Raw genomic sequence first — 22,955 nt, forward strand, 5'->3', positions numbered from 1 at the left:
GGACCCAGCCCTCCTAAGGCGTCAGGCCTGTACGCCCTCCCTAACAAACGCCCGCCCCGCCGGGTTGGGTTTGCTGAAGGGGCGGCAGAAAGCGTCGCTCGCCGGTTCTGCCGCCCCTTCAGGGCTCGATCGTGATTTGACGGTTACCCAGGGTAAACCCTGGGCTAAGATCTCCCGGCCCGTTGGGCCTAAGACCGATTCAACCAACCGGATTCGGCCGCGCCCGGGGCCTGAGGCAAGTGCAACGCCCTCACGGCCGCAGCAGCGCCTTGATGGCGCGGCGTTCGTCCATCGCGCGGTAGCCCTCGGCCACCTGCTCCAACGGCAGCGTCAGGTCGAAGACCGTGCCGGGGTTGATTTTCCCGTTCAGCACCAGTTCGATCAGCTCGGGTAGGTAACGCCGCACGGGCGCGGGGCCGCCGTGCAGGTGCACGTGGGCAAAGAACAGCTCCTGGCCGCTGAGTTCCACCCCGTGCGGCACGCCCACGTAGGAGACGTGGCCGCCCTTGCGCGTGCAGCGGATCGCCTGCAGCATCGATTCCGGGGTGCCCACGCACTCCAGCACCGAATCGGCGCCTACGCCCTTGGTCAGCTCAAGCACCCGGGCCACGCCCTCCTCGCCGCGCTCGGAAATAATATCGGTCGCGCCGAACTCGCGCGCGAGCTGCTGGCGCTGCGCGTGCCGGCTCATCGTGATGATCCGCTCAGCCCCCCTCTGCCCGGCCGAGAGCACCCCGAGCAGGCCCACCGCCCCGTCGCCGACCACCACCACGGTCGAGCCCGGCCGGACGTTGGCCGCATCGGCGGCGAACCAGCCGGTGCCCAGCACGTCCGAGGTCGTCAGCAGGCTCGGCACAAAATCCTCCGGCGGCACCTCCGGCGTGGGCACCAGCGTCCCGTCGGCCAGCGGCACGCGCAGCACCGGCGCCTGCGCCCGGACGATCCACTCGCGATGCATGCACGAGGATTGATAGCCGTACCGGCAGTTGGGGCAGGTGTTGTCGGAGGTGGCAAACGAGCCGACGACGAACTGCCCCGGCTTGAGCGACCGAACCGCCTTGCCTACTTCCTCGACAATGCCGCAGTATTCGTGGCCCATCGGCGTGGGCCCGTTGAGGGGCTGAATCCCGCGGTAAGGCCATAGGTCCGAGCCGCACACGCAGGTGGCCGCCATCCGGATGACCGCATCGGTTGGTTCGAGGATCTGCGGCGTTTCGCGCTCCTCAAAGCGGACGTCGCGCGGGCCGTAGAGAACGGTTCCTTTCATAGTTTGTTTCCTTGTTCGAATGAGGTATCCAGGTTTTTTGGAGGGGTCGACCGGCCGGTTACGACATCCGGCTGGTCGAGTTTTCCCTCCAATCCCGTGAGCTGACTGCATTCAGGCTCGGCCGAATCCTCGCCCCTGACGCAAGCGGTTGCTATCAGGATCGTGCGGCCACTGTCGGATTCATGCGGGAAAAGGTAAGTCCGCCTTCCTTCGCCTTGGCCTTGGCCTTGCCCTTGCCGGAGCAAACCCCATAGGCGCAATCGGCGCCCCCATGCGCACGAACGGCGCCCGGCCGCCCGGCACACGCGCCGCGTGAGCGCCTGCCGTCGAACGGCGCTTGAATGCTGGACGACGCTCCCCGGCAATCCACGATTCCACCGGGCAAATGCAGAGCGTGGTGTTATGGAAAATCGAATAAAGTACAGTAAAGTTAACCCAATCTCAGAAATTTTAAGGCCCATGCCCACCGAACCTCCCCAGAAACTCCGCATCCGGTGGATGCCCCGAGGCCCCGTAAGACCCTTCTACGTCGACGTAAAAAGCATCGAGGAAGGAGTCAAAATCATGGAAGCCCTCGCGGATTATGACCGGTTCCGGCTCGAAAATGGCCTGAAAGGCGGATACGCCAACGCAGGTGGGCTTGAGATATTCGAAAACGGCGAATGGGTAAATTGGACCGATCCCGATCGCGAATCCGACCCTCCAACGGTAAAGCCAGCCTGCACGCCAAAGGGACCGAGCTACTACCGGCTAACGGTAGCCGCGATCATGGGAGTCTGCATTGCCACAAGCACCGCGACAGCCCTGGGATTCGCCTGCCACGGGATCGGCCGGAGCGCCGCCGCCGGGGCGCTCATCACAGGCTCCGTTGCAGCAATTCTCACATGGTACACCCTGAGGAGCACCCCGACGGAAATACCGGCGGCCGCGTCACAAGCGTCACAAAAGAGCCCGAAGTGGCTGACCTGGCTCGTAGCCGGCGCCTTCGCCGCATTCGCTCTCAGGGCCTTCTCACAAGCGCTCTTCATCAAGCACGGAATCCTGTACGCAAACGATCCCTATGACACGCCGATGCACGTCAGTTACGTCAACTACCTGGCGAGCGGTGTCGCCTTCTGGCCGGCGGATTGCATCTTTTCCAGGGAACCCCTTCACTACCCGATAGGGGTCGACCTCTTTACCAGCCTGTTCGTCGTCGAGGGGATACCCATCCAATGGTGCTTCCTCGTCTTGGGAATACTTGCCTCCGCCGCAACGGCCACATCCCTCTGGAAATGGGGAGGAACCTTCACGGTCGCCGGATTTCTCTTTAACGGAGGGCTGGAGGGCTTCAAATTCCTCGCAGGAAAAGGGCTGGAACAAATCACCTACGAAGTGGACTGGAAAAGCATTCCTATCATTATGTTCGCTCTGCAACGAACCTTGCTCTATGCCCTGCCCGCAGGACTCATCCTGCTCATCAGCTGGAGAAAGCGCCTCCTCAGGAACGAGAAAGGGCTCCCCATTTGGATCGAATGGTGCCTGTACACTACCATGCCGCTCTTCCACATCCACACTTTCATGTTCCTCTCCGCCATGCTGGGCATCTGGGCCCTTACAGGCCCCAAAAGGAAGGAAGCCGGCAAGCTCATCCTGCTCTCAATTCCTCTTGCAACCCTCCTTGTCAAACTCGTGGCAGGATTCGGAAACGCAGGAATCATCCACCTGCAATGGGGATGGTGCCAAGGGGACAAGGAATTCTGGCGGTACTGGCTGGCCAACTTCGGAATCCTTCCCATCCTTATGGCGCTGCTGCCGCTGTGGTTATCGGCGGCGAAAAAAGTTAGACAGGCGGACACCGGAATCACTATCCCCTCCATCCTGCTCTTCCTGGTTTTCCTCAACGTGATGTTCGCACCTTACGCCTGGGACAATACGAAACTGCTCCTTTGGTGCTACCTCGGAATCCTGCCCGCAATCGGAGAAATGCTCTTATGGGCGAAAACATGGTTGGAAAACAAATACGCAAAAACCACGGCGGGATGGCCGCTCGCGCAATGCGGCTTCGCCACAGTCCTGACCGCCCTCTTTTTTTTCCGGAGCCATTACGCTTTGGAGCTACATTGAGAATGGCCCAAGAACCTGGGAACTGGCCGGCGTGAAAGAACTGAAAGAAATCAAAACAGCCACGGCCGGCATCCCACCGGAGCGGACCTACGTCTGCTTGCGGAATGAGGCCAATCATCCGCTGCTGCTGATCGGACACAAAATCCCAGCCGGATTCGGAGTTCACCTCTGGTCCCACGGCTACAAACGCACCGGAGAAACAGAGGAAGCGGTGGACGACATTCTCAAAGGAGCGCCCGGCTGGGAAAGATGTGCCGGCGACCTGAAAGCGGACTACGTCTTCTGGGGAAAAGAGGAAAAGGAAAAATTCCCGAATTCCACGACCCCATGGGCCAAAGAACCCGTCAAAGCCGAAGGCAAAGACTGGGCCCTCTACGATTTGCGAGGACACTGAATACTCCGGAACGGAACCACGTTTGGCCTCAGCCGGGCAGGCGTGAAAGTGGAAAACGGCTTGGTTTGCGCGGACGAGGCAGCGTAAAGCGGGATGTGGTATTCAGGTGCGACAAACACGGCGGGAACGCATGCTCATCGGCATTGACTGGGGTGGCCTTTATCTTCGACCATGAGCACCGTCAGGCGTGGATCGCCGGCGTATAGGTGGCCCGCGATGAGGATTCCGGTAAAAACCGGTTCCCGCACACGCCTATGGTTTTATCCGAACGTTGCAACATCATCCTCCGTCTGGCAGCAAGATTCAGGAACACCGGATGCATCACCTGTTTGCCACGCTTGCCTGGGCGGCCGCCGCCTTCATCTCGACCAATCTCGATGACTTATTGCTGCTGGCGAGCTTGTTTATAGGGGCTGAATTCAGTCCGGGCTCCGTCATTGTTGGTCAGTTCGTCGGGATGGCCGTCCTGGTGCTCGCCAGCGTGGCGGCGGCATGGCTTGCGGTGGCTGCCCCAAGGGGGTGGCCGGCGTTACTCGGGCTTGTTCCCCTGCTGTTGGGACTGAAACGAGGCTGGACCTGGTGGCGCGGGCGCCAAGGCAGGTCTGGTGTTCCAAATCAAGGGTTCATCGGAACCGGCCAACTTCAAGCCTCGCATTCACCTTACGCGACTTGGACTGTGACCCTCCTCACCATTGCCAACGGCGGGGATAATCTGAGCGTCTACATCCCGTTGCTCGCCGCTGATCGAGCCTTGATCCCCGTCTATGCGGCGGCCTTCATTTTCCTGACGGGCATTTGGTGCCTGATCGGCTACGGGTTAACGCATCAGCCGCTGCTGCGTGAGCGTTTAACCAGGTACAGCCCGGTCGTGACGCCGGTCGTCCTGATTGGCATGGGCCTGAAGGTCCTGGCCGGCGCACGGATTACCTGGCCGTAATCTTGATCGGTTCTGGGGTGCGGACTTGACGCACTCCCACGGATAAAGCGCGTGGGATTCAGCCGTGACGAAGCGGGCGCGCAAGATAAATGCTGCATCGAAGGGATTGCGGTCAGGGTACCGGGTCCGCGTACGCCCCTGGCCAGGAGCGTGGAGCTGGTCTTTGCCCCGGGGGGCGATTGGGCCTAAGACCGATTCAACCGGGGACGGAGCATCCGCCGCCGCCACCCCCTGAGCCGGCATTCTACCGGGATAACCATCTGAATGGTATTACTGATTTTTGTGCTTGGAAGCTCTGCGTGCTCCTGAAGCGCAAAAACATCATCAGGCCCCGGCCGGCGCGTCCCTCATGGAAACATGGTCGATGGCGTGAAACGGCACATACAGGATGATGCCCTCGGCGTTGACAATCGTGCAGGCATTTTTACCCACGCTCATGCGCTCCACGGTCTCAATGGCGCAGACCTGGCCGTCCCGCGTTGTGACCACAAAGGGCACGAACGGAACTCGGCGTAAGAACTGGGTCAACTCTTCTCGCATGCTAGCCGGCGTCCTCGGTCAGTACTGAAATATAGTTGGTCATTCTCAGAGCGCATCTTCTAAACCGGGGTGTCCAGTATGGCCAGGTGGCCGCCTCGGCGTCTTCTCTTTTGAGGGCGCCGGTCTGGTTGGCTTTGCCTTCTTGGCGATTTTGACCGGCGCTTTCCAGGTCTCCTCCGGGGTTCCTCCGGGGCCAGCATGAAAAATGCGAGCTGTCGACGCCCGGCTGATTCAAGGCCACCTGGATCACCACCGGAGCGTCCGGATTCGACGTTCTGTGCGCCTTACCGGAATCGTTAGTTACGGCCATCGAAGCGCGTCGGTGCAGGGCCGGCGCACTTTGGGTTACGGGGTTGTCGCCCCACTTACCCGCGCGACGGCGCGGGATTGAACACAGTATGGGGCGAAGCGGACGCGGAGCCCACCGCCGAGAATGGGCCGGTTCCGAGTTCGCCGGAGGCGGTTGTCAATACCCCCCGCGGCGGTCTGGCTTCAGCCGCGTCCGCCGTTGAGCCGGCGCCAGCGCTCGCGGACCTCGGGCCACTGCTCGCCGTAAAACATCCGGCCAACGTCGTCGTGCATCCGGTCGAGTTGGGCCTTTTCGTCGGGCGTCAGGTCACGCCCCTTGGGAACCTTCCACTCACGGGAATCCGTCCCGGGCGCCTCCCACTCGCGGGAATCCATGGGCCAAAGGTAACACGCAACACGCCAAACGGGTCGACTCCTCCCAAATGGCGCGTGAAAACTGTTTTCGGTTCCCCAATACGTCATAAGCATGAGTGTTTTTGAACCGGTCGAGCTATCGTGATCGACGTAATGGAGTGGTCCTAACGCCCCGGCAGGCCAGCCACCCTCGTTGGCCCGCTGAGGCGGTAGGCCCGTCCGTTTGCAATCCGATAGCGAATCATTACCGCCACGTGCCGATCCGCCCGATAAGTGATGGAGACCTGTCGGGAGTCAGCCGACCAGTGCGCATAAAAGGCATCGGCCCCGGTGTCGAGGGTCTCGCTGACCTCTTCGAGGGGACCGATCTTTCTGTTGGTCTGGGCGTCCATCAGGTAGAGGTGAAAATTGTCGTCGCCAAGCTCACCCTCACCGTGGGCCGCGATGGCGTAGTGGCCATCGGGCGACTGACCGTCGACGATCACGACGTATTCCCCGGGTTGGTAAGCATAGTTTGAAGTCGCACGCGCGGAAGGCAAGAGCGGCCCAAAGCCGATCGATGCAAAGGCGATTGCAGGAAGCAAGAAGCGGAGGTTCATTCCAGGTGATGCGTTGATGGTGGCTGATGGCCTGGCCTCCCGTATGGGGGCCCCCAAGTTCACGTGTCAACCCGGAGGCAAGGGTGGGGTTGCACAACATGTTGGCGGTGAAAGCGGCCATCTTTGTGGACTGTTTTTCGGTCGGTTCCGGTTGCGGCAGGGCCGTGCCGTCGCTTACATTTCAGCCTCAGCTCAGCCGAGCGTCCGTCCCCGTTTTAATAGACTCCGCCCGAACCAAAATCCATACCTTATTCAGGTGAGGCTTTCGCTTTTCGCCCCGTTCAATGAGCGCGTTGAAAGGTCTTTGTAACAACCGCGCGCCAGGTACCTTGGAACTCGCTATGTGATGCGGTTCAGAATTTTGTAAGAAATCCGGGTTCGGGGAACGCATAACGTTTCGTGGTGGGGTTAACTTCGGGTTGCTGAGGGCGTCACTCCGCTGCCAAAATCAAACGTGCCGCGCCGCAAGATCCCCGCCCGACCAGGGCGGGCGGATGGCTGCCCCGGTGCAGGAAGGAATGGGTTGACGAGGCGATCCGAACATCACTCACGTTAAGGCTTCTGATTGGATTGTCACACTCGCTTCAATGTCCGGGACTGTGGAAAGATTTCGCCTCAGGACTAACGTACTTTGCCTCGGAGAGTTTAAGCGGCGCAGGCGATCAGAAGAGGTAAGGCACCAGGGCTGCGGTCTGATGCGCATAGGTGGCGTATGTCTCCCCGAACTGGGAGCGCATCCATTGCTCCTCTATGCGGAGCTTGACCCAGAGTATGAGGACCATGAGGACGAAAGCAATAAATCCGCGCACCTGGGAGAGGGCGATCGCGGTGCCAAGCAACCCGGCCAGAATGCCGGTGTAGATGGGGTGACGAACCACTGCATAGGGCCCGGTGGTGATCAGTTCGTGGCCCTGCTTAATCGTCACGGAGCTGCTCCAGTTCCTGCCGAGGTGCTCTCGCGCCCAGACGGCGAAGAGAAGGCCGGCGACCATGACCGTAGCTCCCAGCCAGAAAGGCCAAAACCCGGCCGGCCAGGGCTGGAGGTAGAGCCAGCGCAGCGGGATGCGAGTTGTCGAGAACAGGGCGATCGCGATCAGGAAGGTGATGGCGCGCAGGATGCGCGAGGCGACGGGCTCGAGACGCCGGGTCGTTTTCGTAGCGACGGCTTTGATCTGCCAGTAGATGAGAAAGGCGATCCAGAAAACGGGAAACAAGGATTCGTAAAACCAGAGCACGCAGTACCTCCAGGCGTTGAGGATAAACATGGATCCACCACAGGATTCGGGAAAGGCGACGCACGACCACAAAACGGAAGTCGGCCGGAAGCCGGTCGGCGCGTTGCACGGCGGCGCTCTCTGATACCATTTCGCCGGCCATGGAGGTAAAGATTTTGCCTTCCTTCTCAGGGATTAGGTGCGCTGCCGGCTTTAAACCTGTTAAACCGTATAAACGGTCTTGGCCCGACGGGCCGGCAGAGATTAGCCCAGGGTTCCACCCTGGGAACGCACCCCTCCCCAGATCGAGCCCTGAAGGGGCGGCAGAAGGCGTCGCTCGCGGGTTCTGCCGCCCCTTCAGCAAATCCAACCCGGCGGGGCGGGCGTTTGTTAGGGAGGGCGTACAGGCGTGACGCCTTAGGAGGGCTCAATCGTTATTTTACGGTTATCCAGGGTAAACCCCGGGCTAAGTTTCGCCGGCCCGTTGGGCCTAAGACAAAATTTTACCTCGATGGTCATCGAAATGGTATGAGTTGCAGGATTCTTTTTTCAACGACCGCTTGCCGGACGCCGAGCGGACCGTCAAAACGCCCCGCTTCGGCTTGTTCTCCTTGGGCGGCCGGTACTGTAGGCTTTGCTTTTGCCGCTAAAGCCGCGCCCCAGGCATCCGAGTTTAGCAGGATCGTCAACGATGAGGGCTAAAGACTTAATGCCAGGGAAAACGCCCGGCCGGTGGACCGCCGAGGAGATCAAACCGCAGCTACTGCCGCGCATGTGGCACGAGTTGGTCGCCTACGTGGCCGTCAAGACGTTCGACTTTGACGCGGGTCGCAGCGCGGTCAACCTCGATAAACGTCCGGATTACCCCCTTTCGGGTTTTGACCTGGACGCGTTTTTCCAGGCCACCGGCAACTAAAGGCGCCAAAAGCTGACGCCGAGACCACGTCCTGGCCCCCGGCGGCGTTTTCGGGCCGGGTCGACCTTCTCGGCGCGCCGGGCGCGCCGTTCTTCTTGGGTCAGGATTCCGGCGAAGGGCGTCGATTGGCGAAGCCGCCGGGCGTTTTTGCCCGGATCGACCCACCGCTGTAGGGGTTGTTCGAGGGAGTTCGCGTCGAACAGGCCGAGCCACTCCTGCATCGCGTCCATCACCGAACGGGAAAAGCGGCCACCGTTGATGTCGTTGGCCAACCGCTCGCGCATGCCGGCCAAGACCTCCGGGTTTTGCCTCGGCCGCCGCGCGATTTCGCGGTGCAAAGCGAGGCTTCGCTCCTCCAGCCTGGCATGACGCGTTGGCATCCCTTCGCTCAAAGCAAGCGCACCATCGCCGTTTACGGGGGGGGTATTGAAATGTGACGCGAAGGCCCCCTCTATAAGGAAAATGGGGGAAAAGAAATGTATGTGCGGGGGATTTCCGGGAAAAGAGGAGACGGATTACCGGCATCGTCTTACCCCCCGGAACGCAAAAAACTTTCAGCCAAACAGATGACTCAGGGCCAGTTCAAACCCCGGTAACAAACCGGTCGACAGCACGTCACCCGGTTTGAGCACCTTCGGCGGTCGCCCGACATCTGCGCTGAACCGGTATACCTCGGCGGTCTTGCGCTTCGGATCGATGATCCAAAGCTCCGCCGCCCCGTTTTGGGCGTAACCAAGGCGTTTCTCGTTCCGGTCGTAACGCGCCGTTTTGGGCGAGAGCACCTCAATCACCAGGTCAGGAACCCCCACCGCGCATTGGTCGGTAAGCCGGTCGAGGTGAGCACGGGCAAAAAACATCACGTCGGGTTGGTAACGTTCTTCTCCCTCGGGCCCCTTTAGCCTCACCTCGAAAGGGGCTTGGTAAACCTCCCCCAGAGCTGGATGGGCCCTCAGGAACAGGGAGATTTCGACAAAGAGCTCCCCCGCAAGGCGTTGGTGGAAGCGGTTCGGTGGGGGCGACACAATCAGGTGACCTCGAATGTATTGGTGAGGCAGCACGCTCTCGGGCAGGGCGTCGAACGCCTCTACAGTCATGGGTTGCTCGATGGTGTGCATCGCGGACCTCCGGGGTTTACAGCGGAGGATACACCGGCCTGACGTTGCTGAGAAGGCCGGTGTCGATCCCGCCAGCGACCTGGGCCCCAGCTGCCATCTGGCTCAAGTCGTCCATTTCAGGATGCGCGCAAACGGACCCCTCCCGCTCGTACCTCGCGGGCTCCCTCCCATTCAAGCGGTGGCCTGCCCTGACGCCCGAACGAGGCCTCGACGGCAAGGGGTGGGTATCGATCGCGAAAAGAAATGCTCATTTCCCTCCTGGTGCCCACTCGCTCAGCCGCCGCCGAACAGGGAGGATACGTCAACGTCCGTTCTTCCGGAGCGCAAAACCGGGGTGAAATGCTTCACTCCCCCCTCACCGTAGAAAGAAGATGCGCCCACGGCGCCGGCGTACGTCAGACATCCGATCGCCTGATTGCGGGGAGGCTTTTCTGACCAGCTCTCCATGTCGCTGTAGCCTAACCGGCTAATCGGTCAATACCGAGCCGTGATGGCCCAGGCAAGCAGGAGGATCAGGAGGGCTTGCATCGGGCCACGGACCCATAAGGGGGTCACGGGCCGGTCCCCGAGCTTCACGCCGGTTTGGGCCGCGTGAATGTTCGCGGGAAACACCGCGATGAGGAAAGCAATCAGGCAAATGCCGGCCGGTTGACGCATCTCCGGAAGCAGCAAGCCGATGGCACCGAGCATTTCCAGCAGGCCGGCCACCCACACCGCCCGTTTCGGGTCAGGCACCCAGGGGGGAACCATCTTTTCAAGGTCGGTGCGCATTCGGCCAAAATGAGCGGCCCCGGTGAAGCAGAACATGACGGCTAACGCATAGGCGGTCGACTCATGCCAAGTACGAAAAAGCGGAATGCCCCATGAGCCGAGGAGTCGAAAAAGGATCAAACTTCCCAAAAGCACGAACAGGACGATCATCGACGCAGCAATACATGAATCAAGCGCCGCCCGCGAGCAAGGTTTAGCCCAAAGCGGGGGGACGCGTGCGAGGCGCAACTTTGGCGCGGCGCAGGATCCCTCCTAAGGCGTGACGCCTGTACGCCCCCTCTAACAAACGCCCGCCCCGCCGGGTTGGATTTGTTGAAGGGGCGGCAGAAAATGCGAGCGACACCTTCTACCGCCCCTTCAGGGCTCATCGTTATTTTACGGTAACCCAGGGTAAACCCTGGGCTAAGTTCTACCGCCCCTTCGGGGCTGAAATCCGGTCGAAATTCCACCAAAACAACCATCTAAATTGGTGTAAGACCAATTCAACAAGGTGCGCAGCATGCTCCGGCGCCCCCCTGAGCCGATATTTTATCGGAATAACTGTTTGAATGGTATAAGTCGATCCCGGCCGGCCCACGCAGAATGCGGATCGCGTTACCGGCGAACGGTCCTTCCTGGGCACGGCTCTACCTCGATGCCCTTCCTTACTGCTTGATCCGCATTCAGGGATAAAGGTTTCCCGGCACATTGGGTACAGCCTGGGGAGACGGTCGGGACAGGGGTTGGCTGGCCGCCCTGGCTTAGGAGCGGTCATGAGCGGCGGGCTCCGCTCGCTCCTCGCGGTGGTCCAGACAACCGAAACCTGACTGCTGCCGGGGGAGCTACTCATGAGGCGAAGGCGCCATAGCCTTCAGGTCGATCGTTTCGGCCATCGCCTGGTAGCCCACCCGGTTAGGGTGCAACAGCTCCCCGGGGCCGCCGGTCGTCTGGTTCGGCTGCATGGGCGCTTTCATGGCGCCGGTGGCCGGGTCCAGCGTCGCCGCATCCATGTCCGCCACCGCATCAAATAACCTGCTGGTGCGGATGAAGTCGTTCACTTTCTTGCGTTCGGTGTCCACTTTGGGAAACCCATAGCTCCCGATCGGGCTGCCGAAACTCGACGGCAGCGTTGCCCCGATGACTTTGATGTTTTTAGCGTGCAGCCGCCCCACCACGTCCTTAAAGCCGTTGATCACGTCGTCGCCCGAAACGAGGCAGGCACCCAAGTCATTGATGCCTTCCAACCAGACGACGTAACGCAGGCCCGCCACACCGAACACGTCGCGCTCGAGGCGGACCGGGCACGGTTTACCGCCGGTGGCCAGTAAAAATTGCGATTACGCGCTAACCGCAACGGGCCGAAAGATTTTGGATCGCCGGGGGAGTATCGACCCCCTGGCCCGCGCGACGGCGCGGGATTCCAAAAACGCGGGGCGGAGCGGACGCTCCAGCCAACCGCCGGGAAGGGGCTTTTTGCTCAGCTCGTCTGAGGCAGCTGTCACTAGCCCGGCCCGGTCGGGTCACGGCCATAGTCGCCGTGGAGGATGGCCGATCCTGGGGAGATCACCTTCCGACGTGGAGTGCGCCTATTTCCGCAGGTACGGACCCGGGTGCCGGACGAGGAATGGAAGATCACCTTCGGCGCTGTTATCTGGTTTTCCGCCCTGAAGGCCGGCCAGCCAAGATAGCGGCTTACCCCCTGGAAACCTCCCGAATATCGGCTAAGGAGGTGTCGGCGCCGGAGCATGCTCCGTACCTGGCTGAATCGGTCTTAGGCCCAACGGGCCGGGAGAACATAGTCTCCGGTTTACGCCGGCCTCTCGGCGGCGTGCTTGCCCAGTTTCTTCAACAGCCGCAGCAAGGTCAGCCGCTCGCCGGTCGAAAGGACGCTGGCGGCCTGCTCCATCGCTGCGGCGTGCTCGCGGAACCCCGCCGTAATGAGCGCCCGCCCTTCGGCCGTTAGTTCAACCCGGCGCACCCGCCGATCACCGGCTTCGTCCCGGCGCGCCACAAGTCCTTTCCGAACCAGCCGGTCCACGGCGATACTGATCGAGCCGGGGGTAAGCCAGACCTTCGGTCCCAAGGCGTTGACCGGCAGGGGACCCTTGTGCAGCAGCGCCTCGAGGATGCGGAACTCGGAGTCGCCCAGTTGGGTTCCCTCGATGCTCTGCTGGGCCTGGGCGTTCAGCGCGTGGAAGGTTTTCATCAAGACCAGCCAGACGTGAACGCCGCGGTGGTCCGGGGGCAGGGGGGTCGTCTTTCGCCTCATCAGATTAACCTTGACTTAAATTATATTGATGTAAATACATTTTAAATCAAATGAACAGGACCTCTATCAAACTCGTCCCCACCTTCGCCCGCTGGCTGCTCGGCCTGGTCTTCCTGGTTTTCGGGCTCAACGGTTTCCTGCATTTTATTCCGATGCCGCCCCCGCCCGGCGTCGCCGGTCAATTCCTGGGGGCGCTCTTTGTCTCCCATTATCTGGTCGTGGTGTTTCTGCTCCAGTTAATTCCGGCCGCCTTGCTGCTGCTGAACCGGTTTGTCCCGCTCGCGCTGACCCTGCTGGGTCCGCTCATCGTAAACATCGTGCTGTTTCACGGGCTTATGGCGCCCGGCGGGCTGCCGCTGGCGCTCCTGGTCACCGCGCTCTGGCTCCTGGTGTTCTGGAGCATCCGTTCGGCCTTCGCGGGCCTGTTCCGGCCGCACGTCCCAACGCAGTAAATGAGGCGCTTGCACTTCAAGGTCTGACAAAGGTATGGAGATTGGCGTTGATAGTTTTCTGGCCGCCACCCTCGAGCCCGCCACGGGCCGGCCGGTCGACCCGGCGCGCGACCTGCGCCGGTGGCTCGAGGCGATCGTGCGGGCCGACGAGGTTGGCCTGGACGCGTTCGGCATCGGCGAACATCACCGGCGGGAATACCTGGATTCCGCGCCGGCGGTAATCCTGGCGGCGGCCGCGGCGCGCACCCGTCGCATCCGGCTCACCAGCGCCGTAACGGTGCTGAGTGCCGCCGATCCGGTCCGCGTGTTTCAAGAATTCGCCACGCTCGATCTGCTTTCGGAGGGCCGGGCGGAACTCGTGGCGGGGCGGGGCTCGTTTATCGAAGCGTTTCCGCTCTTCGGGCTGGACCTCAACGACTACGATTCGCTGTTTGCCGAAAAGCTGGAGTTGCTCCTGAAGCTGCGCGATGAGACCCACGTCCGCTGGTCGGGACGGCACCGGGCGGCCTTAAGCGGGCAGGCCGTCTACCCGCGGCCGTTGCAGGACCCGTTGCCGGTCTGGCTTGGGGTGGGGGGCAGTCCGGGCTCGTTTGTGCGCGCCGGCACGCTGGGGCTTCCGTTGATGGTGGCCATCATCGGCGGCGAACCGCGCCGCTTTCGTCCCCTGATCGACTTGTACCGAAAGGCGGGCCTGCGCGCGGGCCATTCCCTGGAGCAGCTAAAGGTTGGCCTCCACGCCTTAGGCTACGTGGCGGAGGATGCCGCCGCGGCCGTCGACGACTTCTTCCCGGGTTATGCGCAGAGCTTCACCGAGATTGGGAAGGAGCGCGGCTGGCCACCCGTTACCCGCGCGCACTATAACGCCCAACTGGGGCCGGATGGAGCGTTGCTGGTGGGCGATCCCGAAACGGTCGCCGAAAAGATCTTGCGCTTGGACGCAGCTTTGGGCGGCATATCGCGCCTTAACTTCCAGATGAGCGTCGCGGCCTTGCCGCACGCCAAGCTGCTGCGCGCGATTGAACTGCTTGGGACGCAGGTCGCCCCTCGGGTGCGAACCGCGCTCGGGTCCGGCTCCGGGGAGGCGCCGCTACGGAGACGGTCAGATCGTGCGGCGTGAATCGCATAGCCAGGCCGCCAGCGGCCACGGTAGAGGACCAGGATCACGGGCCCTTGACGCAATCGCGACTGCAGCCGGACGCAGCGTCCTTGAGCACTGAGTCGGAGGAGTGGGGGGGCGCCCTAAAACGCTGCTCCCGCGCCATCAACGGAAAGGGGCCATCTCCCTCCAATGGGTAGTTGACGCCTCGCGACCCCATAAAATAGATTGCGAAGGTAATCGACGGCTATGGCAAACTCCAGCATTCCTGGGTCCCTTGGGCACGATGTTCAGTTGGCGGACGCTCACGGAAGCTTGTGGCGCGACGTCGACTGTCACCGGGGGCATACGCCGGGGCCCATCCGCGTGGCAGACGCACCGGCGGACAAATCTAACAAGAAAGCGGTTAAAGCGCCTCCCGCTGCGACCAAAGTCGATACCATCATTCTACATATTTACGCGCCCATCATACCGGTGGGCCAGACACCGGGTAACAAGGGTTTCTCGCAGCAGGATTTTATCGACTGGTTCAAAGCTCCTGATGACGCGCGTCTCCCGGACGTTGGTAAATGGTCGGCAGAGAACATCAACCTGGAGTTTTTTACCAACACCAAATCGGGGGTTAAAGACTTCGAAAAATCGCTGCAACGGAAAGGGGCGATCGTGGCGTACATCGGACATTCGACGCTGACGCCTCCCAGGTCGGCAAAAGACCCGGAGGGTCCCTCTCGCGGCCTAAGTCCTGACAATCCAAGAAAGGGGCCTGAAATCCCAAACGCCACCCTCAGAGCCTTACTGAGCAAATCCGCGGCCTCCCTCGTGATCATTGCCGCCTGCGATTCGAAAACCGCGGTTGGGAATCTGAGCGCCGGACCACCCATCATCGTCACGAACTCAGGAACCGATCGCGTGACCCTCATCCCGAGGATGGCCAATGCGGTGGCCACTTTTTTATTTCTCCTCATCGGCTGGGAAAGGGATGGGCAGGAACAGCCGAACCAGCCGCATCAGGGCGGCCACGGCACGATAAACGAGGCCTTGGCGGCATCGGCGGCTGAGTTCAAGGGAATGGACGACCGGTTTGAGCTGGTCCATGGGGATGGCTCGATAAAACTTTTTCCTTAACGGGGCGGCGGGCATCCGATCCGCCAGGCCTCACCTGCCGGGCCATCCGGAAACGCTTCTCAGTGCCAAGGGAGGTAAGGACGGCCCGTGCAAACGCACGGAATGAAGGCCGGCACTCGGCCGGGAACTCCAATCCTCCAGCAGCATCGAGCTGACCGTTCATCGACGGGGTGCCCATCAACCAGGTCTCCTCGCTTCAGACCTGCGGGTACACCGACCTGAACCTGCTGATCCCGGAACTGCTGGGCAGGGTGGAACTGGTTCGCGGGCCCTTCACCGTGAGGGCGGGCGACTTTTCCTACGGGGGCTCCGTTTTCTAAACGACGACGGATCAACCCGCACCGGGCCTTTACCTGTCGGGCGGAAACTTTTCCACGGGACGGGCCCTCGGCATTTACTCATTTGCCGCCGGGCCGCTGAACGGGTATGCGTCGCTGGACGCGGAAACCACCTCCGGGTACCGCGATAACCAGGATTTCAAGCGCACCAACAGCTTCGACAAATTATTTTTCCACCTGCTGGGTGGAACCGCGTCGGTGCGCTTCCGGGTGTACTCGAGCGATTTTGACGCCCCGGGTTATCCGGACCGCAGTTTGTTGCTTGCGGGCAAGCTCAGGCCTCAGAGCGCCGTCAATCAGACCGACGGGGGCAGCGTCGCACAGCAAAACGCGGTGCTCACGTACCGTCAAGACGACACCGAGGAGCCGATCATCGCCACGGCGTACCTCCTGCACAACGCCTTTAAACGCTGGGCCACGTTCAACTTGGTGCCGCAGGGCGAGGGGGCCGTGGTGATCCGATTCGGCCACCCCCCGGGGAGTACGAACCTGCCGACCTGCCGCGCCTCGTCAGGTTGGACGCTTACGCCGAGGGTCAAGCGACGGCCGTTTCGCTCCTCGGAGCGAAACCCGTCCGAACGGGGGTAGATTGGCTTGAAGAAAACGTTACGCAATGCACCGGTGGTCATGCGGTCGGGGATGATCACGGGGAGGACGACAACGGTTACTGGACCTCGGTCACGCAATCGGTTTTAGGCCCAACGAGCCGGGAGAACCTAGCCCAGGGTTTACCCTGGGTAACCGTAAAATCACGATCCAGCCCTCAAGGGGCGGCAGAAAGCGTGGCTCACGGGTTCTGCCGCCCTTTCAGCAAATCCAAACCGGCGGGGCGGGCGTTTGTTAGGGAGGGCGTACAGGCGTGACGCCTTAGGAGGGCTCGATCGTGATTTGACGATCTCCCAGGGTAAATCCTGGGCTAGGATCTCGCGCCCCTTCGGAACTCAAAGCGGCCCGGGGGTCCGTCCGCCTAAGGGTGCGGGGAACCATCGACCAGAAGAAAGTATTTCCTGCATTGCTTGGCGTTGCCTTTTCGATTTGCTTTTCAATCCCTCATCGGTAGAAACCAAACGATGAGAGCGCACCTTACCGCCCTGTTGATCCTCGCGGCCTTTGGCATCACTTCCTTTGCAGGCGAGATTCGAGAGGGGGCCACCATGGAAGTGAAACCAAACTCCATCTGGTTCAAGGACGTCGCCAAATTAGCGCATTGGCAAGCGTTGAAAAAAAGTGGCCATGCCGCCGCCCTTGCCGCTTACCAGGAGCAAGCGCTTTCCCATCGGGATGCGTGGCAGTTTCTAAATCAACTCACCGTCAAAATCCTCCGTTATGATCCGGCAAAAAACCAGGTCAACATCGAAATGGAGACCCCGGGTCGGATGCTTGGCAGCACCTGGTTTCTGGACGCCAACGCCCTGGTGCGATAGCGCCGCCGCAGTGAGGGGCGATCCGGTGACGAAAAGACGAGGCGGCGGGTGGCGAAGGCCCTTGCAGGAGACGGGCCAGTTCGGGACGGTTTACGGCAGCGCCGGCGGTGACGGCGGGGCTTGACAATGCCGGCGCCGAGCCAATAGTCTACGCAGCCTTACCGCCACAAAGCGAGGAAGCCGGTGAAACCCCGGCGCGGTCGCGCCACTGTGATCGGATCCCGGCCTCCCATGGGCAGCAGGTTCGAAAGCCAGACCTTCCTTCGTGGCCCACGTAGCTTCCACCGGACGCAAGATCCTCAGGAGACCAAAACATGTCAGATACGGTTTTAAACCCGACCGCAACCGCCGAGCCCGTTCCGATTCCCGTTGGTGAACTGTTGCCCTGGCTCATTTTCGCGGCCGTGCTGCTGCTGGCGATCTACTTTGTCGGCGTGGAGGAAGGCGCCACAGCAATCTTCCCCGGAATGTATGTGCACGAATTTGTGCACGATGGGCGCCACCTCCTCGGCTTCCCCTGCCACTAAGTCCGAAAGGGACACCGTTATGGTTCGAAGCCTCCTCATCTGGGGAATGCTCGTCGGCATTGTGGCCGGGTTGTTAGCTTTCGGGTTCGCCAAGGCCTTTGGTGAAGCGCAAGTCGAGCGCGCCATCGCCTTTGAAGAGAAGCAGGACCGGGCTCAGGGGGACCCTCCTGAGCCGGCGTTGGTCAGCCGCGAAGTGCAAAGTGGGGTGGGACTGTTCACGGGGACGGTGGTCTACGGCACGGCGTTGGGCGGCTTGTTTGCGTTGGGGTTCGCCTTTGCTTACGGACGGGTCGGACCCCCAAGCGCCCGGGTGATGGCCGCGCTGCTGGCCGGGGCCGGTTTCCTTGCGCTCGTCTTGGTGCCGCAGTTAAAATACCCCGCCAACCCCCCGGCCGTGGGCCAGCCGGGGACCATCGGCTATCGAAGCGAATGGTTCTTTTTCATGCTTCTGATCTCGCTCGCCGCGTTGGTTACGGCGCTGATGATCGGCCGCAGTCTTGCGGGCCGGTGCGGGGGCTGGAACGCCGGGCTTCTTGCCGCAGCTGCCTTTGTCGGCCTCATTGTGGTCGCGCAATTTCTTCTACCGGACATTAACGAAGTCCCGGACCAGTTCCCGGCGGTGGTCCTGTGGCGTTTCAGGATCGCCTCGTTGGGCATGCAGCTAATCCTGTGGTCAACGCTCGGGTTATTGTTCGGCGCTGCGGCGGAGCGCGTGCTCTCGAAGCAAGGGCAAGCGTAGCGACCTGAACACGTAAACGGTCTAGCCCGAAGCTGTCTCTCATTTCCGGCCCACAGGGGCTGAGGATATGGGAGCGCTCGGGAAGTTCAGGCGCAGCATGCGGGATGGAATCATACCATTTCAACGGCCATGGAGGTAAGATGTTGCCTTCCTTCGCAGGCGCCCTGCCGGTGTTACACTCATTAGACCGTATAAGCGATCCGGGCCCAACGGGCCGGGAGACGGTTTGATGGCCTGAAGGGCGAAAGGAACATAGGCCAGGGTTTGCCCCACTGCCATCTAGTTAAGGGCGGGCGGATGGGGGCGCTTTCGTCCCGCAGGGACGGCTGAGGTTAGCCAGGGACTTCAGTCCCTGGACGGGGCATTTAAGAGCGATCGCGTCCCGTCGGGACGCCTGAAACGCTGGCCCGCAGGGTGCCGGCTCCCAAACGGCCGGCCAAACCCGGCGCGCCGCTTCGGGCGTCCCGAGGGGACGCAACCTTTGGGGGACGCCCGCACAGGTGCAGGCGCTAAAGTACCTGCCTAACCTCAGCCGTCCCTGCGGGACGAAAGCAATACCCGGCCTTGTATCCTTAACTAAATGGCAGTGGGGTAAACCCTGGGCTAAGTTCCTTTGGCCCTTCAGGCCATCAAACCGTCTCCCGCCCGTTCGGCCTAAGGCCGATTCGACCAGCTGCGGAGCACCCTCCGGCGCCCACACCCCCCCTGAGCCGGCATTCTACCGGGCTAACTGTCTGAATGGTATTATCCGAGGCCGGCTGCTCGCGCGATCAGGAACAAACCTGCCCCAACGACGACGGCTCCGACGGCTCGCGCGACGCGATCACCGGCCGGTGCGAGGCGTTCGATGGTGACGGCCGCCGTCACCACCGTCATTGCCCGCAGGTCCATGACTCCGAGGATGAGAAGAACCATCGTCAGGCCGGCACAGCAGCGGCTGCAGTGGAGGCCCAGGCGCAGGCCGTATTGCCAGGCCGCTCCGGCATTTGCCGGGAGCGTAAGATCGCGCGCCGACGCTTCCCGGCAACAGGCAAGGTGATGCGCTTTCCACGCCGTGAACTGGAGCGCGCCGGCGATCAGGATGATCACGCCGGCCGCGGTCGGAATGGCGCGCGCCAGCGCCGGAAATTTCATCTCGGCTGCCGCCAGCGCGGCGCCCGAGGAAAATGCGGCGATTCCGAACACGGTCCACACGACGAAGTACCCCGCGCCCACGAGCGCGGTCAACCGGCCCGGGCGCGTCTCGCCTGTCCTGCCGACGGCCTGGCGGTAGCGCAACAGGATCGGCAGCAAGGATGGCAGCATCATTGCCACCATCATCACGACCCACATGCCGAGGAAAGAAGCCGCGGCGCCGGGCCACGTCTGTCCGGGCATCCGCATCCATGCCATCGACATCGTCCACCCGCCGGGCATCGGCATCCCGCCCATGGCCGACATGGACGCGCACCCGTCAACCGTCACCGCCGCGCTGGCGGCGAAGATCAGCGCCGAGATGCCAACGAACGATCGCCGGGAAGCTCGCTCGCAACTCATGCGTCGTGAGATCTCCCTTTCCCGACTGCGCCGATGACACCCACCGCCCGGCTCAGCGCTGGTTGTACTCGTCATGAAGCCGCCACCAAATGCCGGTCTCGTTGCGACCTTTGGGGGCGCGGTCGAGCCATTGGTACATGCCCCAAAGGCCGTCCAGTCCGCGCGCATACGTGGAATAGGTGTGGTAGACCACGCCGTCCTCAAGCGCAAACGCGCTCATGCCCGGCGCTTCGCGCGAATAGGTGGCCGCGTCGATTCCGGCCATGGCCGCGCACTGGTCACGCCCCGGGTTCGGCGTTGCACTATCTTCGCCATCCTCCCGCCGGTAGTTGTACTCGACGCGCCCCTCACGCTCTTGCTCCTCAGTGAACGAGACGTTGAAGTCGAAGTTAAAGTCGCTGCTGAGTGACGAGGCCCAAGGAAAGTTCCAGCCCATCCGCTGCCTGTACGCCTGCAGCTTCGCCAGCGGCGCCCGCGAAACCGCCCAGAGCATCACATCATGGTTGGCCAGGTGCACGGCGAATCCATTAAAGCCGTCCGCGATCGCCGAGCAGGAGGGGCACCCCGCCGTGTAGTCGGGCCCGAACATGAAGTGGTAGACCAGGAGCTGCGAGCGCCCTCTGAAGAGGTCTGCCAGCGAGGCCCTCCCCTCATCGGTCTCGAATCCGAACTGTTTGTCAACCCGGATCCACGGCAACTCCTGGCGTCGCCGCGCCAGTTCGTCGCTGCGCCGCGTTAGCTCCTTCTCCGCCTCGAGCAGCTCAAGCCGCGCGGCGAGCCACTCTTGACGTGTCCCGGTCATGTGTCTTGTCATCGTTTTCTCTTTCTCTCCGTTGAGTGTTCTGCGTCGTTCGTTTGTGTGTTCCGTTTGGCAGTCGTCAGTTAGATTAGGGCCCGGCCTCAAACGGTGGGAGTGACAAGTGTGACGGGATTTCAGATGGACTCGCCAATCATGGCAGCGGCGCGTTCGCTTGCGGCGGGTGATCCTCTCGGCGCACTGAACCGGGTCGCCTTGCGTGACGACGCGCCTGCGCTAGCGCTTCGAGGCATCGCGATGGCGCAACTCGGCGACCTGGTGCGAGCGAGAGCCCTCGTGCGGCGCGCGGCGCGCGCCTTCAGCCCGAAAGAGGCCGTGGCCCGCGCGAGGTGTATCGTCGCCGAGGCCGAGATTGCGCTCGTCTCCCGCGACCTGGGCTGGCCCGCAAAAGCGCTCGATGCAGCGCGGGCGACGCTCGAAGAACACGGCGACCGGTTGAATGCCGCGCACGCGCGGTACCTCGAGGTCCGCCGCCTCCTCCTGATCGGGCGTCTCGACGAGGCGGAACGCAGCCTCGCCGGGCTGGACCCCGGGCCCTTGCCGCCCGCGTCGAGAGCCGTCCATGAGTTGGTCGTTGCGGCGATCGCCCTGCGACGCCTCCGGACGAAGACGGCGCGCGACGCGCTCGCGCGGGCCGGGCGCGCCGCGCTCCATGCCCGTATCCCTGCGCTGACGGCAGAGGTCGAAAACGCATCCCTCGCCCTGAACACGCCCGCGGCGCGCCTGATTGCGCATGGCGAGCAGCGCCCCCTCCTGCTCGAAGAGGTTGAAGCGTTGCAGGCGTCGAAGGCGCTCGTGGTTGACGCGTGCCGTTACGTCGTGCGTGATGCGGGCACGGTGGTCTCGCTCGCAAGGCGTCCGGTGTTGTTCGCGCTCGCACGCGCGCTGGGCGAAGCGTGGCCGGGCGACGTGCCGAGGGGCACACTCATCGCGCGGGCATTCCGGGCGAAGCTCGCCGATGAGTCGCACCGCGCCCGGTTGCGAGTCGAACTCGCGCGGCTTCGGACGGTGCTTCGGACGCTGGCCGGCGTGACCGCGACGAAGCGCGGATTTGCGCTGGTGCCCCGTCGCGCACGCGAGGTCATCGTCCTGGCGCGGCCCGTTGAGGAGGAGCATGCGGCGGTGCTTGCCTTCCTCGCCGACGGTGAATCGTGGTCGAGTTCGGCCCTCGCACTTGCCCTTGGGACCAGCCAGCGCACCGTCCAGCGGGCCCTCGACTCGCTTGCGAACGCAGGCAAGGTGCAGGCGTTTGGTCGCGGGCGAGCGCGCCGTTGGATAACGCCGCCCCTGCCGGGATTCACGACGACCTTGTTACTCCCTTCTCCACTACCGAGTGATTAGGATGAACGTATGAACGAATCACCGGCCGAAATCCTCCGTGAATTTGGACCTTTTCCGGGTATCGACGGCGTGCATGGCGTCACGTATGACGGCCGGCACGTCTGGTTTGCGTCCGGAGACAAGCTGAACGCCTTTGATCCGGCGAGCGGCCGGATACTGCGCTCGATCGAGGTCGCCGCGGATGCAGGAACGGCCTTCGACGGCCAGCACTTGTTTCAGCTTGTCGAGGATCGCATCCAGAAGATCGACCCGAAGACCGGCCGCGTGCTCGCGGCGATTCCGGCCCCCGGCGGCGGCGGTCACTCGGGACTCGCGTGGGCCGAAGGGACGCTCTGGGTGGCGCAGTATCACGACCGGAAAATCCATCAGATCGATCCCCAAACGGGGGCGATTCTTCGCACAATCGAGTCCAGCCGTTTCGTTACCGGGGTCACCTGGGTCGACGGAGAGCTCTGGCACGGCACCTGGGAAGGTGAGGAGAGCGATTTAAGGCGCGTCGATCCTCGAACCGGAGAGGTCCTGCAGAAGCTCGACATGCCCCCCGGGGCGGGCATTTCGGGCCTCGAGTCCGACGGCGGCGATCGGTTCTTCTGCGGAGGAGGAAGCGGCGGCAAAATCCGAATCGTCCGCCGGCCCGCGCGTTCTTGATCACAGTATGCAGCGATAAACCAGAAGCCCGCCCGTATTGCCCCCGCCAAAGGAAAACACCAGGCGGCCTTTGGCCCGTCACCTTCCCGCAGCCGTTAATATTTTTTCGTTTCGATGTTATTTTATCATTGATCTTCACAGG

Annotated in this window: 26 protein-coding genes and 1 riboswitch; of the genes, 14 read left to right on the plus strand and 12 right to left on the minus strand. The window is 62.2% G+C overall.

From position 1 onward, the window contains the following. Window positions 1-250 precede the first annotated feature (250 nt). Window positions 251-1,267 (minus strand): zinc-dependent alcohol dehydrogenase family protein, encoded by a 1,017-nt coding sequence (locus JO015_22055; protein MBW0001791.1) that lies wholly within the window; start codon window positions 1,265-1,267, stop codon window positions 251-253. Window positions 1,268-1,726: 459 nt separating this feature from the next. Between JO015_22055 and JO015_22060 the strand changes: the two genes are divergently transcribed. The 3 genes from JO015_22060 (at window position 1,727) to JO015_22070 (ending at window position 4,704) form a co-directional block, all read left to right on the plus strand. Further along, a complete protein-coding gene (locus tag JO015_22060) occupies window positions 1,727-3,373 on the plus strand; it encodes a hypothetical protein (protein MBW0001792.1) in 1,647 nt (548 codons plus the stop codon). A 31-nt stretch (window positions 3,374-3,404) separates the two neighbouring features. Continuing rightward, a complete protein-coding gene (locus JO015_22065) occupies window positions 3,405-3,767 on the plus strand; it encodes a hypothetical protein (GenBank protein ID MBW0001793.1) in 363 nt (120 codons plus the stop codon). A gap of 271 nt (window positions 3,768-4,038) precedes the next feature. After that, on the plus strand, window positions 4,039-4,704 hold the full coding sequence (locus tag JO015_22070) for a cadmium resistance transporter (GenBank protein ID MBW0001794.1): 666 nt from the start codon (window positions 4,039-4,041) through the stop codon (window positions 4,702-4,704). Window positions 4,705-5,028: 324 nt separating this feature from the next. Here the strand turns inward: JO015_22070 and JO015_22075 are convergent, their stop codons facing one another. The 4 genes from JO015_22075 to JO015_22090 all read right to left on the minus strand — a co-directional run bounded on the left by JO015_22075 (window position 5,029) and on the right by JO015_22090 (window position 7,771). Then, on the minus strand, window positions 5,029-5,244 hold the full coding sequence (locus JO015_22075) for a hypothetical protein (GenBank protein MBW0001795.1): 216 nt from the start codon (window positions 5,242-5,244) through the stop codon (window positions 5,029-5,031). A 492-nt stretch (window positions 5,245-5,736) separates the two neighbouring features. Next, complete coding sequence (locus JO015_22080; protein ID MBW0001796.1) at window positions 5,737-5,928, minus strand: hypothetical protein; 192 nt, start codon at window positions 5,926-5,928, stop codon at window positions 5,737-5,739. 143 nt (window positions 5,929-6,071) lie between these two features. After that, a complete protein-coding gene (locus tag JO015_22085; protein ID MBW0001797.1) occupies window positions 6,072-6,506 on the minus strand; it encodes a hypothetical protein in 435 nt (144 codons plus the stop codon). Window positions 6,507-7,168: 662 nt separating this feature from the next. Continuing rightward, a complete protein-coding gene (locus JO015_22090; GenBank protein ID MBW0001798.1) occupies window positions 7,169-7,771 on the minus strand; it encodes an isoprenylcysteine carboxylmethyltransferase family protein in 603 nt (200 codons plus the stop codon). A 640-nt stretch (window positions 7,772-8,411) separates the two neighbouring features. On the opposite strand from JO015_22090, the gene JO015_22095 reads away from it, so the two are divergent. Next, window positions 8,412-8,636, plus strand: a complete 225-nt coding sequence (locus JO015_22095) for a hypothetical protein (protein ID MBW0001799.1) — start codon at window positions 8,412-8,414, stop codon at window positions 8,634-8,636. On the opposite strand, the gene JO015_22100 is transcribed toward JO015_22095, so the two are convergent. The 5 genes from JO015_22100 to JO015_22120 form a co-directional block, all read right to left on the minus strand. Next, window positions 8,633-8,974 carry a hypothetical protein gene (locus JO015_22100; protein ID MBW0001800.1) on the minus strand — a complete coding sequence of 114 codons (342 nt, stop codon included), beginning with the start codon at window positions 8,972-8,974 and terminating at the stop codon, window positions 8,633-8,635. The genes JO015_22095 and JO015_22100 overlap by 4 nt on opposite strands. A gap of 216 nt (window positions 8,975-9,190) precedes the next feature. Continuing rightward, the gene (locus tag JO015_22105; protein MBW0001801.1) at window positions 9,191-9,751 is read right to left on the minus strand and encodes a Uma2 family endonuclease; all 561 of its coding nucleotides are present in this window, start codon (window positions 9,749-9,751) and stop codon (window positions 9,191-9,193) included. 474 nt (window positions 9,752-10,225) lie between these two features. Further along, window positions 10,226-10,672 carry a DoxX family protein gene (locus JO015_22110; protein ID MBW0001802.1) on the minus strand — a complete coding sequence of 149 codons (447 nt, stop codon included), beginning with the start codon at window positions 10,670-10,672 and terminating at the stop codon, window positions 10,226-10,228. Window positions 10,673-11,343: 671 nt separating this feature from the next. Then, window positions 11,344-11,772 carry a hypothetical protein gene (locus JO015_22115; protein ID MBW0001803.1) on the minus strand — a complete coding sequence of 143 codons (429 nt, stop codon included), beginning with the start codon at window positions 11,770-11,772 and terminating at the stop codon, window positions 11,344-11,346. A gap of 536 nt (window positions 11,773-12,308) precedes the next feature. Continuing rightward, the gene (locus JO015_22120) at window positions 12,309-12,770 is read right to left on the minus strand and encodes a MarR family transcriptional regulator (protein ID MBW0001804.1); all 462 of its coding nucleotides are present in this window, start codon (window positions 12,768-12,770) and stop codon (window positions 12,309-12,311) included. Window positions 12,771-12,835: 65 nt separating this feature from the next. On the opposite strand from JO015_22120, the gene JO015_22125 reads away from it, so the two are divergent. From JO015_22125 to JO015_22160, 8 genes are all read left to right on the plus strand, one after another. Beyond that, entirely contained in the window at window positions 12,836-13,222 is a 387-nt protein-coding gene (locus JO015_22125) for a hypothetical protein (GenBank protein ID MBW0001805.1), read from the plus strand. Between the two features lie 34 nt (window positions 13,223-13,256). Further along, window positions 13,257-14,339: an LLM class flavin-dependent oxidoreductase gene (locus JO015_22130; protein MBW0001806.1), complete on the plus strand. Its 1,083-nt coding sequence runs from the start codon at window positions 13,257-13,259 to the stop codon at window positions 14,337-14,339. 228 nt (window positions 14,340-14,567) lie between these two features. Next, the gene (locus tag JO015_22135; protein MBW0001807.1) at window positions 14,568-15,443 is read left to right on the plus strand and encodes a hypothetical protein; all 876 of its coding nucleotides are present in this window, start codon (window positions 14,568-14,570) and stop codon (window positions 15,441-15,443) included. A 170-nt stretch (window positions 15,444-15,613) separates the two neighbouring features. Next, a complete protein-coding gene (locus JO015_22140) occupies window positions 15,614-15,763 on the plus strand; it encodes a hypothetical protein (GenBank protein ID MBW0001808.1) in 150 nt (49 codons plus the stop codon). A 216-nt stretch (window positions 15,764-15,979) separates the two neighbouring features. After that, entirely contained in the window at window positions 15,980-16,369 is a 390-nt protein-coding gene (locus JO015_22145; GenBank protein ID MBW0001809.1) for a hypothetical protein, read from the plus strand. 482 nt (window positions 16,370-16,851) lie between these two features. Then, window positions 16,852-17,205 (plus strand): hypothetical protein, encoded by a 354-nt coding sequence (locus JO015_22150; protein MBW0001810.1) that lies wholly within the window; start codon window positions 16,852-16,854, stop codon window positions 17,203-17,205. Window positions 17,206-17,380: 175 nt separating this feature from the next. After that, window positions 17,381-17,462, plus strand: a riboswitch (cobalamin riboswitch). Between the two features lie 57 nt (window positions 17,463-17,519). Continuing rightward, window positions 17,520-17,732 (plus strand): CbtB-domain containing protein, encoded by a 213-nt coding sequence (locus tag JO015_22155; protein ID MBW0001811.1) that lies wholly within the window; start codon window positions 17,520-17,522, stop codon window positions 17,730-17,732. A gap of 19 nt (window positions 17,733-17,751) precedes the next feature. Further along, window positions 17,752-18,471 (plus strand): CbtA family protein, encoded by a 720-nt coding sequence (locus JO015_22160; protein MBW0001812.1) that lies wholly within the window; start codon window positions 17,752-17,754, stop codon window positions 18,469-18,471. Between the two features lie 744 nt (window positions 18,472-19,215). On the opposite strand, the gene JO015_22165 is transcribed toward JO015_22160, so the two are convergent. Continuing rightward, the gene (locus JO015_22165; protein MBW0001813.1) at window positions 19,216-20,007 is read right to left on the minus strand and encodes a DUF2182 domain-containing protein; all 792 of its coding nucleotides are present in this window, start codon (window positions 20,005-20,007) and stop codon (window positions 19,216-19,218) included. Window positions 20,008-20,059: 52 nt separating this feature from the next. Then, the gene (locus JO015_22170) at window positions 20,060-20,821 is read right to left on the minus strand and encodes a DUF899 domain-containing protein (GenBank protein MBW0001814.1); all 762 of its coding nucleotides are present in this window, start codon (window positions 20,819-20,821) and stop codon (window positions 20,060-20,062) included. A gap of 123 nt (window positions 20,822-20,944) precedes the next feature. On the opposite strand from JO015_22170, the gene JO015_22175 reads away from it, so the two are divergent. Continuing rightward, complete coding sequence (locus JO015_22175) at window positions 20,945-22,165, plus strand: helix-turn-helix domain-containing protein (GenBank protein ID MBW0001815.1); 1,221 nt, start codon at window positions 20,945-20,947, stop codon at window positions 22,163-22,165. A 9-nt stretch (window positions 22,166-22,174) separates the two neighbouring features. Further along, the gene (locus JO015_22180) at window positions 22,175-22,813 is read left to right on the plus strand and encodes a glutamine cyclotransferase (protein ID MBW0001816.1); all 639 of its coding nucleotides are present in this window, start codon (window positions 22,175-22,177) and stop codon (window positions 22,811-22,813) included. The last annotated feature ends 142 nt before the right edge of the window (window positions 22,814-22,955 follow it).

The organism is Verrucomicrobiota bacterium (assembly GCA_019247695.1).
GTDB lineage: Bacteria > Verrucomicrobiota > Verrucomicrobiia > Chthoniobacterales > JAFAMB01 > JAFBAP01.